This window comes from Rhizobium sp. BIGb0125 (genome assembly GCF_024810055.1).
GTDB lineage: Bacteria > Pseudomonadota > Alphaproteobacteria > Rhizobiales > Rhizobiaceae > Agrobacterium.
The window spans coordinates 113,643-128,986 of sequence record NZ_JANUDV010000005.1 but is presented as its reverse complement, the minus strand read 5'-3'; the positions used below and the strand labels follow the sequence as shown (position 1 = coordinate 128,986).

Genomic DNA, 15,344 nt, shown 5'->3' with positions numbered 1-15,344 from the left:
ATCTATCCTGCCGGCAGCTTGATTGGAGCGAGAGCGATCTATCGCTTGGCATGCATTCAAGGGAAGTTTTTGAAGAGCATATGGCGGACAGGGTGGGATTCGAACCCACGGTACGCTTTCACGCACACACGCGTTCCAGGCGTGCGCCTTAAACCACTCGGCCACCTGTCCTTCATGAGAGACTGCATGTTTTGGAAACCTGCAAATCAACTGGAACGGCGCGATATATACCGATGAATCTCAAAGGATCAACCGCAATTTGACACTTTTTTTTATCGCGGTGCAAAAGCCTGTGTATAGCGCGATTGCAAATCGCCTTTTCGGCCTTTAATTCTAAGGTTCTGACGAGATGATTTTCCCTGTGCAGCCTGTGAGGATATACGGCATTGAAATCTTTGGCGAGAATCCTGAGTTTCGTGCTCCTGTGTGTGGCCATTGTTGCGGGGACCTTTGATTCTATCCGCTCCGTCGCCACTTCTTCGGTTGATATGACCAGCACAATTGCTGCCTGGAAGGATATTTATCCGTCATCGCTGACCATGGCAGAAGGCACGGTGACGCACTATATTCATCCCGACGCCTGGGGATGGCTGGTAGCCTGGTTGAACAGTCTTCCTGCCTTCGCGCTGTTTCTTGCTTTGGCATTGCTGTTTTGGATGGTCGGTTATCGCAAACCGCAAATCCGCAGCCGCTTTGGCTGACAGTCCCGCTCCACGCTGCATGTGAAACCTCAAGCAAACGGATCGTTTGATCCGCTGGAGAAGAGATATGTTCACGTTCGATAGCTATGCATCGAAAACAACAATGCCGACAATTGATTCGGCCATGCCTGGCCGCGACACGGTTATGCCGGTGCCGGAAACTCATTTCGTTAACGGTCATGCGCTGAAAGAACCATACCCTGAGGGGACGCAGGTTATTTATCTTGGCATGGGCTGCTTCTGGGGCGCAGAGCGTCTTTTCTGGAAAGTGCCTGGTGTCTGGGTAACGGCTGTTGGTTACTCCGGCGGTTTGACACCAAACCCGACCTATCAGGAAACAACCACAGGCCGCACCGGTCATGCCGAAGTGGTAAAGGTCGTGTACGACCCGTCCGTCGTTCCGCTTTCCGCACTGTTGAAGCTGTTTTTTGAAGAACATGATCCAACACAGGGCATGCGCCAGGGTAATGATATCGGCACGACCTATCGTTCGGTGATCTACGCCACAACGCAGGAACAACTGGATGAAGCGTTGCATGCGCGCGACGTTTTCCAGCAGGCTTTGACGGATGCGAGAAAACCGGCGCCTATCACAACAGAGATAGAGCCACTAGAAACGTTTTATTACGCCGAGGACTATCACCAGCAATATCTTGCTAAAAATCCCGGTGGATATTGCGGGCTTCGCGGCACTGGCGTCAGCTGCAATATCGGCTAGTTTTTGATCAAAATGCCCGGCGGAAAGCTCAAAAAACAGACGTTTACGAGTTTTTCCACCGGGTAAAAAAACCGGATGAATTTTTCGTGCAGGCATGCAAGGATAAAAACAAGCACAGCCTCCAAAAAGGGCTGGCGGTTCCGCAGACATGCCTGTTAAGGGCTTGCGGGAGGACCTGATAAGATCAATTGCAACAACAGGGCTGCACGAATGAAAAAATCCATTTTGACTCTCTTCGCCATGGCTGCGATGTCTGCATCTGCATTGGCAGCAGATATCAAGCCGGCGCTGGTTTATGGTACCGGCGGTAAATTCGACAAATCCTTCAACGAAGCTGCCGCTGCCGGCGCTGAGAAGTTCAAGGCCGACACCGGCATCGAATTCCGCGATTTCGAGCCAACCAGCGACACGCAGGGTGAGCAGGCCATTCGCAACTTTGCAAGCAAGGGCTTCAACCCGGTTGTTGCCGTTTCCTTCGCATGGACATCGGCCATGGAGAAGGTTGCTGCAGAATATCCTGACACGAAGTTCGTGATCGTTGACTCGGTTGTCGAGCTGCCGAACGTCCGCTCGGTTGTCTACAAGGAAGAAGAAGGTTCTTACCTCGTTGGCCTGTTGGCTGGCATGGCTTCCAAGACCGGCAAGGTCGGCTTCATCGGTGGCATGGACATTCCGTTGATCCGCAAGTTCGGTTGCGGTTATGTCCAGGGTGCAAAGGCTGCCAACGACAAGATCGAAGTTTTCCAGAACATGACCGGAACCACCGGTGCTGCATGGAACGACCCAGTTCGTGGTGGTGAATTGACCAAGAACCAGATCGACCAGGGTGCGGACGTCATCTACGCGGCAGCCGGTGCAACCGGTCTCGGCGTTCTCCAGACAGCTGCTGACAATGGCAAGTTCTCGATTGGTGTGGATTCCAACCAGAACCACCTGCATCCGGGCTCCGTGCTGACCTCGATGGTCAAGCGCGTCGATCTGGCCGTCTACAATGCTTATAAGGACACCCAGGACGACAAGTTCACCGGTGGTGTTCAGGCGCTCGGCGTTGCTCAAGACGGCGTCAGCTATGCGCTCGACAACGACAACAAGGCGCTCATCACGCCTGAAATGGTTGCGGCCGTTGACAAGGCAAAGGCTGACATCATTGCCGGTACCGTAAAGGTCCACGACTATATGTCGGATAACTCCTGCCCGAAATGATATGACATTTGAGGGGCGTATGGCTTTGTGCCATACGCCCTTTCCATATCCAGATTTGGAGATTTTCCGATTTGAGCACGCAGCTTGCAATCGAACTTGTTGGCATCGATAAAAAATTCGGCGCCGTTCACGCCAATAAAAACATCAATCTTGCGGTTGCCAAAGGATCCATCCACGGCATCATTGGTGAGAATGGTGCTGGCAAATCCACACTCATGTCGATCCTCTATGGATTTTATCAGGCCGATTCCGGTGAGATAAAAATGAATGGAGCGCCGGTGTCCATCAAGGACAGCCAGGCTGCGATCAGTGCTGGAATTGGCATGGTGCACCAGCACTTCATGCTGGTCGAAAATTTCACCGTGCTTGAGAACGTTATTCTGGGAGCGGAAAGCGGAGCTCTGCTGAAGCAAGGCGTTAACGCAGCCCGCACGGAACTGAAACGTCTTGAGGCGGATTACGGTCTTGAAGTCGACCCCGATGCAGTAATCGAAGAACTGCCGGTGGGCCTTCAACAGCGTGTTGAAATCCTCAAAGCCATGTATCGTGGCGCTGAAATCCTCATTCTCGATGAGCCGACCGGCGTGCTGACCCCGGCCGAGGCCGATCATCTTTTCAAGATTCTCGGCGTGCTGCGCGATCAGGGCAAAACCGTAATTCTCATCACCCACAAGCTGCGCGAAATCATGGCTATCACCGACACGGTATCCGTGATGCGCCGTGGCGAAATGGTCGCGACTCGCAAAACCGCTGAAACCTCGGTCGAGGAGTTGGCTGAACTGATGGTTGGTCGCCGCGTTCTGCTGCGTGTGGAAAAAGGCGAGGCATCTCCCGCTCAAACACTGATGTCGGTCCGCAACCTGACGGTCAAGGACAGCCGCGGCGTCGATATGGTCAAGAACGTATCCTTCGACGTTCGTGCTGGCGAAATTGTCGGCATCGCCGGTGTTGCCGGCAACGGCCAGTCGGAACTGCTCGAAGCAATAGCCGGCATTCGCAAACCGCATTCGGGAGAAATCCTGTTTGATGGCAAGACGATCGACAAGGCCGATCCGGCGCTGCTACGCGATCTTGGCCTTGCCCATATTCCCGAAGACCGCCACCACATGGGTCTGGTGTTGAAGTTCGAGGAATATGAAAACTCCATCCTCGGTTACCACCGCGATGAGCGGTACGGCAAAGGCCCGTTCCTCAATCCCGAAGCCATGCGAAAGGATGCCGAGGAGAAGATCGAGAAATACGATATTCGCCCACCGAATGCCCATTTGAAAACCGCGAATTTTTCCGGTGGCAACCAGCAGAAGATCGTCGTTGCGCGCGAAATCGAGCGCGACCCGAAGATGCTGATTATCGGTCAGCCGACCCGCGGTGTCGATATTGGTGCCATCGAGTTCATCCATCGTCGCATCATTGAAATGCGGGATGCCGGTAAGGCCATCCTTCTCGTTTCCGTGGAACTGGATGAGATACGCTCTCTTTCTGACCGGATCATCGTGATGTTCGATGGTCAGATCGTGGGAGAAAAAACGGCTGATGCCGAAGAACAGACACTTGGCCTGATGATGGCCGGCATCGCCGCATGAGGGCCTTATGAGCACTGCTTCCGTACCACTTCCGAATTGGATTTCTTACGGCCTCATGCCGTTGTTAAACATTATGACGGCATTTCTGATCTCGGGCCTTGTTGTCTGGTCGATAGGTGAAGATCCGTTCGCCGCCCTCAATCTGCTGGTGCAGGGCGCACTGGGCCGTGGCGATGCCATCGGTTTTACGCTGTTTTACACCACCAGCTTCATCTTCACCGGTCTTGCCGTGGCCGTTGCCTTTCATGCCGGTCTTTTCAACATCGGTGCTGAAGGTCAGGCCTATGTTGGCGGTCTGGGCGCGGCCATCGTTGCAATGTCTCTCGACCACTATGTGCCGTGGTATGTCACGATGCCATTCGCCGTTATCGGCGCAGCGGTGTTTGGTGCGGCCTGGGCGTTCATTCCGGCCTGGCTACAGGCCAAGCGCGGTAGCCACGTGGTTATCACCACCATCATGTTCAACTTCATCGGTGCAGCCTTGATGGTCTACCTGCTGGTGAATGTGTTTATTGTTCCGGGCAAGATGGCGCCGGAAACCCGCACATTCCTGGCCGGTGGCCAACTGCCCAAGCTGGATTGGCTGATGGCAATCTTTGGCATGAAGCTTGGCCCGGCACCGTTTAACGTGTCGTTCCTGATTGCGCTGGTCATGTGTTTCCTTGTTTGGGTGCTGATCTGGCGCACCAAACTTGGCTATGAAATGCGCACGCTTGGTATCAGCCCTTCGGCAGCAGTCTATGCCGGCATCCCCTATGCACGTACGGTGATCATCGCCATGCTGATTTCCGGTGGACTGGCCGGCATGATGGCGCTGAACCCGGTCATGGGAGCCTCGGGACGTTTGCAGGTGGAATTTGTCGGTGGCGCAGGCTTTGTCGGCATCGCCGTTTCCCTGATGGGACGCAGCCATCCGCTTGGCATTCTATTTGCCGCGCTGCTGTTTGGCATTCTCTACCAGGGCGGTGCCGACCTGTCGTTTGAAATGCCGAATATCACCCGCGAAATGATCGTTGTGATCCAGGGTCTGGTGATCCTGTTTGCCGGTGCACTTGAATATATGTACCGCCCCGCGCTGGTGCGCATCTACCAGCAATTTACGAAAGGGTGAGAAACCATGGATTTTTTCGATATCGTCGTCAGCATTCTTGGTTCGACCGTTCGTTTGACAATTCCGCTGCTGTTTACAGCGCTTGCCGGTCTGTTTTCTGAACGTGCGGGGGTGTTTGATATCGGCCTTGAAGGCAAGATGCTGGCTGCGGCCTTTGCATCGGCCTGTGTGGCCTATGTCACGGCCAACCCGTGGCTTGGTCTGTTTGCCGGTATTGCCGTTTCGATCCTGTTCTCGCTGACCCACGGTTTTGCCGTTATTACCAATCGTGGCAACCAGATCGTGTCCGGCGTGGCGCTGAACTTCATTGCAGCGGGTCTAACGGTGGTGCTGGGGCAGGCATGGTTCGGGCAGGGCGGTCGTACACCGCAGTTGGCGGGTGGTGGCCGTTTCACACCCATTACCTTGCCGGGCGTTGATCTGGTCAGGGACATTCCATTTATCGGGCCGCTCTATGCCAATGTTATTTCCGGCCACAATATCCTGACTTATCTCGCTTTCCTCGCCGTACCACTATCGTGGTGGGTGCTTTACCGCACACGGTTTGGCCTGCGCCTTCGCGCTGTGGGTGAAAATCCCGGCGCCGTCGATACCGCAGGTATTTCCGTCACATGGATGCGCTACCGTGCCGTCATCGTTGCCGGCTTCCTATGTGGCTTTTCGGGCGCCTATCTGGCGATTGCGCAGTCGGCTGCGTTCATTGCCAATATGTCGGCGGGTAAAGGTTACATCGCGCTTGCCGCCCTGATCTTTGCCAAATGGAAGCCTGTTCCTGTCATGTTTGCATGTCTGTTGTTCGGTTTCCTAGATGCAGTTGCCAACTTCATGCAGGGCAAATCCGTGCCGCTGATCGGTGAAGTGCCGGTACAGATATTCCAGGCACTGCCGTATATTCTGACCTGCGTCCTGCTGGCCGGGTTTATTGGTGTCGCAAAACCGCCGAAGGCCGGTGGTGTTGCCTATTCGAAGGAACGCTGAACATGTCTCACGATCTTTTTGAAGCCGCGCGCGATGCCATGTCATTTGCCCATGCGCCCTATTCGAAGTTCCCCGTCGGCGCGGCTATCCGCGCCGAGGACGGGCGGATCTACATGGGCGCCAACATCGAGAACCTGTCCTTCCCGCAGGGCTGGTGTGCTGAGCCTAGCGCCATCAGCGCCATGATCATGGGTGGAGCCAAGCAGATCAAGGAAATCGCCGTGATTGCCGAAAAGCTGGCGCTTTGCCCGCCCTGTGGTGGCTGCCGTCAGAAGATTGCGGAATTCGCCAATGCAGACACCAAAGTCTATCTTTGCGATGAGACCGGCGTTCAGAAGGTCATGTCGATGGATGAACTTCTGCCCTTCAGCTTCAAGACCGAGCTGCCTTGATGTCACAAGCTATTTTCGATCTGCTGGTAGATCGTTTGCAAGGCATGATGCCGCGCGTCGCCATCGTACTGGGTTCCGGTCTTGGTTCGCTCGTTGAAGAATTGGCCGATGCGGTTCGGATCCCGTTTTCAGAACTGCCGGATTTTCCGGCAAGCGGCGTTTCCGGCCACGCCGGTGAACTGGTTGCCGGTTACCTCGGTGGCGAACCGGTCATCATGCTGTCTGGCCGTGTGCATTATTATGAAAAAGGCGACGCCGCTGCCATGCGCGTTCCGATCGAGGCGCTGGCCGGTCTTGGCGTGCAATCGCTGATCCTAACCAATTCGGCCGGGTCGCTACGTGAAGATATGCCGCCCGGCTCGGTGATGCAGATCGTCGACCACATCAACTATTCTGGGATGAACCCGCTGATCGGCGAGGAAAGTGATCGCCGTTTCGTGGGCATGACCACTGCCTATGATGCGGAAATGGCCATTGCGATGCGCAATGCTGCCATTCGCGCTGGTGTGCCAATGTTGAGCGGCGTTTACATGTGGTTTTCCGGTCCAAGCTTTGAAACACCCGCCGAAATCCGGATGGCGCGCATTCTCGGTGCAGATGCCGTTGGCATGTCCACCGTGCCGGAAGTCATTCTTGCCAGATTTTTTGGCATGCGCGTTGCCGCTGCATCGGTTATTACCAATTACGGTGCAGGCATGACAGGGGCTGAACTCAGCCACGAAGAAACCAAGGACATGGCACCGATCGGTGGAAAGCGCCTTGCTGCTATCGTGCGCGAAATGATTTCAGGAGGAGAATAACATGGAACTCCAGAGCTCTCGCGAAGCTGCGGCTCTCGCATTGTCGCTGCTTGACCTCACCAACCTGAATGATGACTGCACGCCTGAACAGATTGCCGCACTGATCAATCGTGCGCAGACGTCCTATGGCAACACGGCTGCGATTTGCATCTGGCCACGATATGTTGCACAGGCGCGGGCCGCCTTCGGCTCAAACCACAGCCTGAAAATCGCGACAGTTGTTAATTTTCCGTCGGGTGATCTCGACGTTGCAACAGTAGTCAGGGAAACCGAACGTGCGGTTGCCGATGGCGCCGACGAGATTGATCTGGTGATCCCTTACAAAAAACTGCTGGCCGGCGATGAGGCGGCCGTTTCGAAAATGGTCGCTGCAGTGCGCAAGGTCTGCCCGGCACCTGTTCTGCTGAAGGTCATTCTGGAAAGCGGGGAAATCAAGGATCGCGTTCTTATTCGCCGCGCTTCTGAAATTTCCATCGCCGAAGGTGCCGACTTCATCAAGACTTCCACCGGCAAAGTGTCCACCAATGCCACGCTAGAGGCGGCAGACATCATGTTGCAGGCCATCCGTGACAGCAGGCAGAAGGTCGGTTTCAAGCCATCGGGTGGCATTTCCAGCGTCGATGATGCAACGCTCTACCTGCGACTGGCTGAAACGATCATGCAGCCAAATTGGGCCATGCCATCCACCTTCCGTTTTGGTGCCTCCAGCCTGCTGGATGACATCTTGAACGTGCTGGGTGGCGGCACATCGGCCAAAGTTTCCAACGGATACTGATCTTGCTGCCACAAGAAATCATCCGCCGTAAACGTGATGGGGAAATTCTGGACGCTGCAGACATAGCAGCGTTCATCGATGGTTTGGCCAAAGAGCGGATCTCTGAAGGCCAGGCGGCCGCATTTGCCATGGCTGTTTATTTCAACGGCATGACCCGTGATGAAACCGTCGCCCTGACACTGGCCATGCGCGATAGCGGTGAGGTGTTGGACTGGAGCGATATCGGCCTGCCGATTGCCGACAAACACTCGACCGGTGGCGTCGGTGACAATGTCTCCCTGATGTTGGCTCCCATTGTTGCGGCCTGTGGTGTTGCAGTACCGATGATATCAGGTCGTGGTCTTGGCCATACCGGTGGTACGCTGGACAAGCTGGAATCGATACCGGGCTATAATATCGCCCCTGACGCTGCGCTGTTTCGTGATGTGTTGCGACAGGCAGGCTGCGCCATCATTGGCCAAACGGCCAATCTCGCGCCGGCAGACCGGCGGCTTTACGCCATCAGGGATATTACCGCGACCGTTGAATCTGTGCCGCTGATTACGGCTTCTATCCTGTCCAAAAAACTGGCGGCTGGTCTGCAATCCCTTGTTCTTGATGTGAAGATCGGCAACGGCGCCTTCATGCAAAACAAGCAGGATGCGGAAACACTGGCTCGCTCGCTCGTCGAGGTTGCCAATGGTGCAGGCGTCAACACATCCGCCTTGATCACTGACATGAACCAGCCGTTGGCCGATGCGGCCGGCAATACGCTGGAAATCATCAACTGCCTCGATTTTCTGGCGGGAAAAAAAGCGGGCACTCGACTTGAGCTGGTAGTGATGGCCTTTGCTGCCGAAATGCTGTTGCAGGCCGGTGTGGCCTCCGGGGTTGCCGACGCCCATGATCAGGCCATGCATGCCCTGTCATCCGGTCGGGCCTTGGAACATTTTGCGCGGATGGTCACCTTGCTTGGCGGGCCAGCTGATTTTGTCGAACGCTCTGGCGAATATCTTGTCGCAGCGCCTGTCGTTCATCCGGTTCTGGCGAAAGACAACGGTTGGCTCGCCGCCTGTGAAACCCGTGAGATCGGCATGGCCGTGGTCGAACTCGGTGGTGGCCGTGTTGCCGCAACAGACACGATCGACCATCGTGTTGGACTGTCCGCCATAAAGCCGCTGGGAAGCCGCGTTGAAGCCGGTGACGAGATTGCGCTGGTTCATGCCGCTAACCAAGATCAGGCACGCCTTATGGCGCAGAAACTGGCCGGTCTTTATACGATCAGTGATGAAAAGCCGGAACCAACAACCGAAATCGTGGCACGCATTACCTGACCAGCTTCAGGGTGCCGTTTTCAACCTTGAAAGATGACAGCTTGCGAAGGAATGTCATGCCGATAAGCGTTGTGCTGAGCGCCTCGTTTTTCATGACATAGGCCTCGACATCGCGCACACGGATATTGCCGAGTTCCACCCGGTCCAGCTTGATATAGGCGGCCTTTGTCCGGCCGTTGGCCGTTGATACCGGATATTTGAAATCGAGGCTGTTGACGCCGTAACCCAAGCGCCGTGCTGTTGCTTCGTTGATGACGATTGCCGATGCGCCGGTGTCGATCAGCCCGTCGACCGCCTTGCCATTCAATTTGAGTGTCGCATTGAAATGGCCGCGCGCATCCTGTTTCAGCACCACCGAACCCGGTGTAATGGCAACCTCGCGAACGGGGGCCGATACGGTCGGTGTTTCCTGCGGCTTTTCAGTCAGCATCTTGACGATTGCCGGAACCTGCGTTGCGCTGGCCGAAAGACTGATCAGTAAAAAGACGCTGCGCATAAACATAGGGACAATCTCGTTTTAACCGGACAAGCTTTCGCAAGGTATCGTCGGGTAAATATAGTCCGTTATGTTTTGCGAGATGCAAATAAAACGGCCATTTGTCCCGACTTATAAGGACAAATGGCCGTTCTGGTTAAGAGATGATGAAGGCTCTATTATTTCGTGCCGTACATACGGTCGCCTGCGTCACCAAGACCAGGAACGATATAGCCCTGTTCATTGAGGTGGCGATCAATCGCGGCCGTGTAGATCGGAACATCCGGATGTGCTTCCTGGAAGTTCTTGATGCCTTCAGGGGCGGCCAGCAGGCAAAGGAAACGAATGTTCTTTGCACCACGTTCCTTCAGCTTTTCAACAGCTGCAATCGAGGAGTTGCCGGTGGCAAGCATCGGATCAACAACGATGACCAGGCGGGCATCGAGGCTTTCCGGAGCCTTGAAGTAATATTCAACCGCTTCCAACGTGTCGTGGTCGCGGTAAACGCCAATATGCGAGACGCGGGCCGAAGGCACCAGCTCCAGCATGCCTTCCAGAAGGCCGTTGCCAGCGCGCAGAATGGACGCAAAAACCAGCTTTTTGCCTTCCAGAACCGGTGCTTCAATCGTTTCCATCGGCGTGTCGATGGTTTCCATCGTCATTTCGAGATCGCGTGTGACCTCATAGCAAAGCAGCGTTGAGATTTCCCTCAACAGGCGACGAAAGCCTGCCGTCGAGGTTTCTTTTTTGCGCATGATGGTGAGTTTATGCTGCACCAGCGGATGCTTGATGACTGTGACGCCGTTCATGGAGAAATGACCTTCCCTCTGTTTGTTATCTTGCTCTTCTATGTCACCGACCCTTGCTTTCGCAAGGGTTTCAGAAGGTTTTACCCTGTCATATGGCCTTTTACGCAGCACTCTCGTCCAGACGGGCAAGCAGTGCTGCGCGGGTGGCCTCGTCAACGAAGGCCGCCTCAAGCGATGTGCGGGTCAGTTGATCGATTTCCGGCTTTGAAAATCCGAATACACCGGCGGCAAGGTCATATTCGCGCTGCAGCGAGGTATGGAAAAATGGCGGGTCATCCGAACTGATGCAGACACGCACACCGGCTTCCTTCAGGCGGCGCAGCGGGTGGCTTTCAAAATCCGGATAGACGTTCAAGGCAATGTTGGAGCCAGGGCAAACCTCAAGCACCGTGCCGGTTTCCACCAGCCGTTCAACCAGTGCAGCATCCTCGATTGAGCGGACACCGTGACCGATGCGCGATGGCATGACCAGATCCAGCGCATCGCTGACGCTGAATGCGCCACACACTTCACCAGCATGGATCGTGAGGCCAAGACCAGCATCACGGGCGATGTCGAAGGCGCGGGCATAATCGGCGACGCGGCCCATGCGTTCTTCACCAGCCATATTAAAGCCGGTGATCAACGGATGTTTGACGCGTGCGGCATATTCCGCAGCGGCAATAACCTTTTCCGGTCCGAAATGACGCTCACCTGTCACGATGATGCGCGCTTCGATGCCCGTCTTTTCCTTGGCCGCTTCAATACCAGCGACTACACCGGCAAGATAAGCGTCGGCGCCCAGACCGATACGGTCACCATGATCCGGCGAGATGATAAGCTCACTATAGATCGTGTCGACGGCCGCCAGTTCTGCAAGATAGGTCTCGGTCAGAAGGGCGTAATCTTGTTCGGTGCGGAATACCGCAGCCACCGCATCGTAACAGCGAATGAACTCGGCAAAATCTGACCAGACATAAGCGCCGTCCCGCAGGAAGGGACTGCTGTCGATACCGTATTTTTCGGCCTGTTTTGCAACAAGGGCAGGCGGGGCTGCACCTTCAAGGTGGCAATGAATTTCTGCTTTTAATAGTTTCGTCGTCACATAAAGCTCCTGCCGTATTTTCCCGGCTCTATTCCCAGATGTGCAGCAACGCTTTCGCCAATGTCGGCAAAGGTGCTGCGAATTCCTATGCTGCGTGAACGGATGCCCGGACCAAACACCATGATCGGTACTCGCTCGCGTGTATGGTCCGTTCCGCGCCATGTCGGATCACAGCCGTGATCGGCCGTAATGACGGCAATATCACCGGGGCGCATCTTGCGGTGTATTTCTGGCAGCTGCAGATCAAAAGCCTCCAGAGCTGCCGCATATCCGGCAACATCCCGCCGGTGGCCGTAGAGCATGTCGAAATCAACAAAGTTGGTGAAGACCAGATCACCGTCTTCGGCTTCATCGATTGTCTTGAGTGTCGCTTGCATCAACGCTTCGTTGCCATTGGCCTTGATGACGCGGCTGACGCCCTGATGGGCATAGATGTCGCCGATCTTGCCAATGGCATGTACGTTGCGACCTGCCGCAACCAGCCGGTCAAGCAGGGTTGGCTCCGGTGGCAAAACGGAAAAATCGCGCCGGTTGCCGGTCCGCTGGAAGGTCGCTGCGGTTTCGCCGACAAAGGGTCGCGCAATGACGCGCCCGATATTGAGCGGATCCAGCAAAACGCGGACGGCCTTGCAAAGCTCGATCAGGCGCTCGAGGCCGAAATATCGCTCATGTGCTGCGATCTGAAAAACCGAGTCCGACGAAGTGTAGCAGATTGGTTTGCCGGTCTTGATATGTTCGGCACCCAGTTTGGCAATTACATCCGTTCCGGAGGCATGGCAGTTGCCGAGAATGCCGGGAATGTTGCCGTCGCGACAGATCGCTTCGACCAGTTCCGGGGAAAATGCATCACCTTCGTTAGGGAAATACCCCCAGTCGAATGAAACCGGTGTGCCGGCGATTTCCCAGTGACCGGACGGGGTATCCTTGCCGTTTGAGACTTCACTGGCGCTGCCATAAAGGCCAAAAATTCGCGAGGGAATGCGCATTCCCAAAGGAAACTCACCGGTCGCCTGGCGGGATATGTGCACGAGGCCAAGCGATGACATGTTGGGCAAATCGACCGGACCGGAACGCAAACCGGGCCGGTCAGCCGCGCCGGCAGCGCAAAATTCGGCAATATGACCCAGAGTGTTTGAGCCATCATCGCCGTATCGTATCGCATCGACAGCTCCGCCAACGCCGAAGGAATCGAGAACGAGTAGAAATGCGCGTGCCATCAACCACCTGAATTATGCACCGGCGTGTTAGCCAGCACGTGTCCTAAACAATGCCTGCAGGCGAGAAGTTGAGGCCTCTGCAACTGCGTGTAAAAAATAATCCCTCATATAAACACGAGAAACCGAACTGCGAAGCGATTTTCGTAATTTGCAACATAGCGTGGGTGTCAGGATTTATCTGCCCATATTTTTGGTGGGCTTTTGAAGGCTTTGATCATTCAAAACTTGCCATTGGCCCATCTTCGTCCTAGCTCATGCACATGACATCGAAGGTTTTTCTCTCGCAGTTGAAGTTGGCGGATTTTAGAAATTACGCTCATGCTGCCCTGGATATGGACGACCGCCATGTGGTGCTCACTGGCAATAATGGCTCCGGCAAGACCAACTTGCTGGAGGCCGTGTCGTTCCTGTCGCCGGGACGGGGAATAAGACGTGCCACCCTGCCGGAAGTCACCAGAGTGGGTGCCGAAGACAATGGCTTTTCAATTTTTGCCCATGCTGAAGGCATGGAGGGCGACGTCGCCATCGGCACAGGCATTGAAAATACCGGTGACACAGTTACCCGCCGCCTGCGTCTGAATGGCACCAGTGTCAAATCCGTAGATGAACTGACCGATCACCTGCGTGTTTTGTGGCTGACGCCTGCTATGGACGGCCTGTTCAGCGGCCCATCGGCAGACCGTCGTCGGTTTCTCGATAGGCTGGTGTTGTCTATTGACCCATCACATGGCCGCCGGGCAGGCGACTTTGAAAAAGCCATGCGCAGCCGCAACCGCTTGCTGTCCGATGGCCGGTTTGACCCGGTGTGGCTGGATGGTATCGAAACGCAGATGGCGGCTCTCGGCATTGCCATGGCATCGGCGCGTCAGGAAATTCTTGGCCTTCTCACCGCACTGATTGCCGACCGGGCAGAGAGTGCCGCTTTCCCGACGGCAAGCTTGCAGCTGTCCGGTTTCATGGATGACGATCCACTGCGCCCAGCCGTCGAGCAGGAAGACATGTACCTGGCCATGTTGCGCGACAGTCGGCACAGAGATTCTGCCGCCGGACGCACGTTGGATGGCCCGCACCGTGTCGATCTGTTCGTGCGCCACCGCGAAAAGGATATGGACGCAGGGCGGTGTTCAACCGGCGAGCAGAAAGCTCTTTTGGTGGGGTTGGTGCTGGCACATGCACAATTGACTGCAAACATGACTGGTTACGCGCCTGTCCTGCTGCTGGATGAGATTGCCGCCCATCTCGATGAGGGTCGACGCGCCACGCTGTTTGATCTCATCCATGTGCTTGGGGGGCAGAGTTTCATGACCGGGACCGATGCTTCGATGTTTGAAGCGTTGGGTTCCCGTGCCCAGTTCTTCAATGTTTCCAATGGACGGATCTCATCCTAATATCGGGCAGGTTATGCGGGGATAAGCGTGATGGACGTGCTGACTGACGAAGAGATCGAACGCTACAAACGGCACATATTGTTGCCGGAAATTGGTGGTGTCGGCCAGCAGCGGCTCAAGCGCGCCAAAGTGCTGGTAATCGGTGCCGGCGGTTTGGGCGCACCTATCTTGCTTTATCTCGCCGCGGCCGGTGTCGGAACACTGGGCCTGATTGACGATGACACGGTGTCGCTTTCCAATCTCCAGCGGCAGGTCATCTATGACAGCGGTACGATCGGGGAAATGAAAACTGCCAGCGCCGTTGATGCGATATCTAGGCTTAACCCGCATGTGCGCACGGTGGTGTTTGAAGAGAGGTTTTCACGCGAATGGGCGGACCAGCATTTGTCGCGCTTTGACTTGGTCGTTGATGGTTCGGATAATTTCGATACGCGTTATGCAGCGGCCGATAGTGCCGAACAGGCAAACATTCCCCTGGTCACTGGCGCTGTCGGACGGTTCTACGGTTCTGTCACGGTGCTGAAGCCCTATGAGACCGGCCCTGATGGTGTCGCCTATCCAGGCTACCGCGACCTGTTTCCCGAACCGCCGCCATCGGGACTTGTTCCATCTTGTGCAGAAACCGGCATTGTCGGTGCCCTGACAGGGGTCATCGGCACCATCATGTCCATGGAAGTCATCAAGCTCATAACGCAAACGGGGGAGCCGCTTGTCGGGCGGTTGTTGTTATATGACGCCTTGTCAGCGCGTTTTGAAACCGTGCGCTACAAGAGACGACGCAAGAAAGAGGCGTGATG

Annotated in this window: 16 protein-coding genes and 1 tRNA gene; 12 read left to right on the top strand and 5 right to left on the bottom strand. The window is 55.4% G+C overall.

Annotated features, from left to right (window positions below):
• Nucleotides 1-81: 81 nt before the first annotated feature.
• Nucleotides 82-171: transfer RNA gene (locus tag M2418_RS15020), tRNA-Ser, on the bottom strand.
• A 215-nt stretch (nucleotides 172-386) separates the two neighbouring features.
• Between M2418_RS15020 and M2418_RS15015 the strand changes: the two genes are divergently transcribed.
• The 10 genes from M2418_RS15015 to deoA all read left to right on the top strand — a co-directional run bounded on the left by M2418_RS15015 (nucleotide 387) and on the right by deoA (nucleotide 9,574).
• The gene (locus M2418_RS15015; RefSeq protein ID WP_192486946.1) at nucleotides 387-701 is read left to right on the top strand and encodes a hypothetical protein; all 315 of its coding nucleotides are present in this window, start codon (nucleotides 387-389) and stop codon (nucleotides 699-701) included.
• 67 nt (nucleotides 702-768) lie between these two features.
• Nucleotides 769-1,419 carry a peptide-methionine (S)-S-oxide reductase MsrA gene (gene msrA, locus M2418_RS15010; protein ID WP_192486947.1) on the top strand — a complete coding sequence of 217 codons (651 nt, stop codon included), beginning with the start codon at nucleotides 769-771 and terminating at the stop codon, nucleotides 1,417-1,419.
• 210 nt (nucleotides 1,420-1,629) lie between these two features.
• The gene (locus tag M2418_RS15005) at nucleotides 1,630-2,622 is read left to right on the top strand and encodes a BMP family protein (RefSeq protein ID WP_192486948.1); all 993 of its coding nucleotides are present in this window, start codon (nucleotides 1,630-1,632) and stop codon (nucleotides 2,620-2,622) included.
• A 71-nt stretch (nucleotides 2,623-2,693) separates the two neighbouring features.
• The gene (locus M2418_RS15000; protein WP_259147602.1) at nucleotides 2,694-4,205 is read left to right on the top strand and encodes an ABC transporter ATP-binding protein; all 1,512 of its coding nucleotides are present in this window, start codon (nucleotides 2,694-2,696) and stop codon (nucleotides 4,203-4,205) included.
• Nucleotides 4,206-4,212: 7 nt separating this feature from the next.
• Nucleotides 4,213-5,316, top strand: coding sequence for an ABC transporter permease (locus tag M2418_RS14995; protein WP_259147600.1), 1,104 nt, complete (start codon nucleotides 4,213-4,215; stop codon nucleotides 5,314-5,316).
• 6 nt (nucleotides 5,317-5,322) lie between these two features.
• The gene (locus M2418_RS14990) at nucleotides 5,323-6,294 is read left to right on the top strand and encodes an ABC transporter permease (protein ID WP_192486951.1); all 972 of its coding nucleotides are present in this window, start codon (nucleotides 5,323-5,325) and stop codon (nucleotides 6,292-6,294) included.
• 2 nt (nucleotides 6,295-6,296) lie between these two features.
• On the top strand, nucleotides 6,297-6,686 hold the full coding sequence (locus M2418_RS14985) for a cytidine deaminase (RefSeq protein ID WP_259147598.1): 390 nt from the start codon (nucleotides 6,297-6,299) through the stop codon (nucleotides 6,684-6,686).
• Nucleotides 6,686-7,486, top strand: a complete 801-nt coding sequence (locus M2418_RS14980) for a purine-nucleoside phosphorylase (RefSeq protein ID WP_259147595.1) — start codon at nucleotides 6,686-6,688, stop codon at nucleotides 7,484-7,486. Before M2418_RS14985 ends, M2418_RS14980 begins: the two co-directional genes overlap by 1 nt.
• A 1-nt stretch (nucleotide 7,487) precedes the next feature.
• The gene (gene deoC / locus M2418_RS14975; RefSeq protein WP_259147590.1) at nucleotides 7,488-8,261 is read left to right on the top strand and encodes a deoxyribose-phosphate aldolase; all 774 of its coding nucleotides are present in this window, start codon (nucleotides 7,488-7,490) and stop codon (nucleotides 8,259-8,261) included.
• Entirely contained in the window at nucleotides 8,258-9,574 is a 1,317-nt protein-coding gene (deoA, locus tag M2418_RS14970) for a thymidine phosphorylase (protein ID WP_259148014.1), read from the top strand. Before deoC ends, deoA begins: the two co-directional genes overlap by 4 nt.
• Here deoA and M2418_RS14965 read toward each other — a convergent pair.
• The 4 genes from M2418_RS14965 to M2418_RS14950 all read right to left on the bottom strand — a co-directional run bounded on the left by M2418_RS14965 (nucleotide 9,567) and on the right by M2418_RS14950 (nucleotide 13,159).
• Nucleotides 9,567-10,076, bottom strand: a complete 510-nt coding sequence (locus M2418_RS14965; RefSeq protein WP_250983538.1) for a TIGR02281 family clan AA aspartic protease — start codon at nucleotides 10,074-10,076, stop codon at nucleotides 9,567-9,569. The genes deoA and M2418_RS14965 overlap by 8 nt on opposite strands.
• Nucleotides 10,077-10,228: 152 nt before the next feature.
• The gene (gene upp, locus M2418_RS14960; RefSeq protein ID WP_192486956.1) at nucleotides 10,229-10,858 is read right to left on the bottom strand and encodes a uracil phosphoribosyltransferase; all 630 of its coding nucleotides are present in this window, start codon (nucleotides 10,856-10,858) and stop codon (nucleotides 10,229-10,231) included.
• A 100-nt stretch (nucleotides 10,859-10,958) separates the two neighbouring features.
• Complete coding sequence (locus M2418_RS14955) at nucleotides 10,959-11,942, bottom strand: adenosine deaminase (RefSeq protein ID WP_259147585.1); 984 nt, start codon at nucleotides 11,940-11,942, stop codon at nucleotides 10,959-10,961.
• Nucleotides 11,939-13,159 carry a phosphopentomutase gene (locus tag M2418_RS14950; RefSeq protein WP_259147582.1) on the bottom strand — a complete coding sequence of 407 codons (1,221 nt, stop codon included), beginning with the start codon at nucleotides 13,157-13,159 and terminating at the stop codon, nucleotides 11,939-11,941. The genes M2418_RS14955 and M2418_RS14950 overlap by 4 nt, the downstream gene beginning before the upstream one ends.
• 260 nt (nucleotides 13,160-13,419) lie before the next feature.
• Here M2418_RS14950 and recF point away from each other — a divergent pair, with 260 nt between their 5' ends.
• On the top strand, nucleotides 13,420-14,547 hold the full coding sequence (gene recF, locus M2418_RS14945) for a DNA replication/repair protein RecF (RefSeq protein ID WP_259147579.1): 1,128 nt from the start codon (nucleotides 13,420-13,422) through the stop codon (nucleotides 14,545-14,547).
• Between the two features lie 30 nt (nucleotides 14,548-14,577).
• A complete protein-coding gene (locus tag M2418_RS14940; protein ID WP_259147576.1) occupies nucleotides 14,578-15,342 on the top strand; it encodes a molybdopterin-synthase adenylyltransferase MoeB in 765 nt (254 codons plus the stop codon).
• The last annotated feature ends 2 nt before the right edge of the window (nucleotides 15,343-15,344 follow it).

Coding starts and splice junctions, on each gene's coding strand:
- msrA (WP_192486947.1), top strand. CDS start 769: ATGTTCACGTTCGATAGCTATGCATCGAAAACAACAATGCCGACAATT.
- M2418_RS15005 (WP_192486948.1), top strand. CDS start 1,630: ATGAAAAAATCCATTTTGACTCTCTTCGCCATGGCTGCGATGTCTGCA.
- M2418_RS14995 (WP_259147600.1), top strand. CDS start 4,213: ATGAGCACTGCTTCCGTACCACTTCCGAATTGGATTTCTTACGGCCTC.
- M2418_RS14990 (WP_192486951.1), top strand. CDS start 5,323: ATGGATTTTTTCGATATCGTCGTCAGCATTCTTGGTTCGACCGTTCGT.
- M2418_RS14985 (WP_259147598.1), top strand. CDS start 6,297: ATGTCTCACGATCTTTTTGAAGCCGCGCGCGATGCCATGTCATTTGCC.
- M2418_RS14980 (WP_259147595.1), top strand. CDS start 6,686: ATGTCACAAGCTATTTTCGATCTGCTGGTAGATCGTTTGCAAGGCATG.
- deoC (WP_259147590.1), top strand. CDS start 7,488: ATGGAACTCCAGAGCTCTCGCGAAGCTGCGGCTCTCGCATTGTCGCTG.
- M2418_RS14965 (WP_250983538.1), bottom strand. CDS start 10,076: ATGTTTATGCGCAGCGTCTTTTTACTGATCAGTCTTTCGGCCAGCGCA.
- upp (WP_192486956.1), bottom strand. CDS start 10,858: ATGAACGGCGTCACAGTCATCAAGCATCCGCTGGTGCAGCATAAACTC.
- M2418_RS14950 (WP_259147582.1), bottom strand. CDS start 13,159: ATGGCACGCGCATTTCTACTCGTTCTCGATTCCTTCGGCGTTGGCGGA.
- recF (WP_259147579.1), top strand. CDS start 13,420: ATGACATCGAAGGTTTTTCTCTCGCAGTTGAAGTTGGCGGATTTTAGA.
- M2418_RS14940 (WP_259147576.1), top strand. CDS start 14,578: ATGGACGTGCTGACTGACGAAGAGATCGAACGCTACAAACGGCACATA.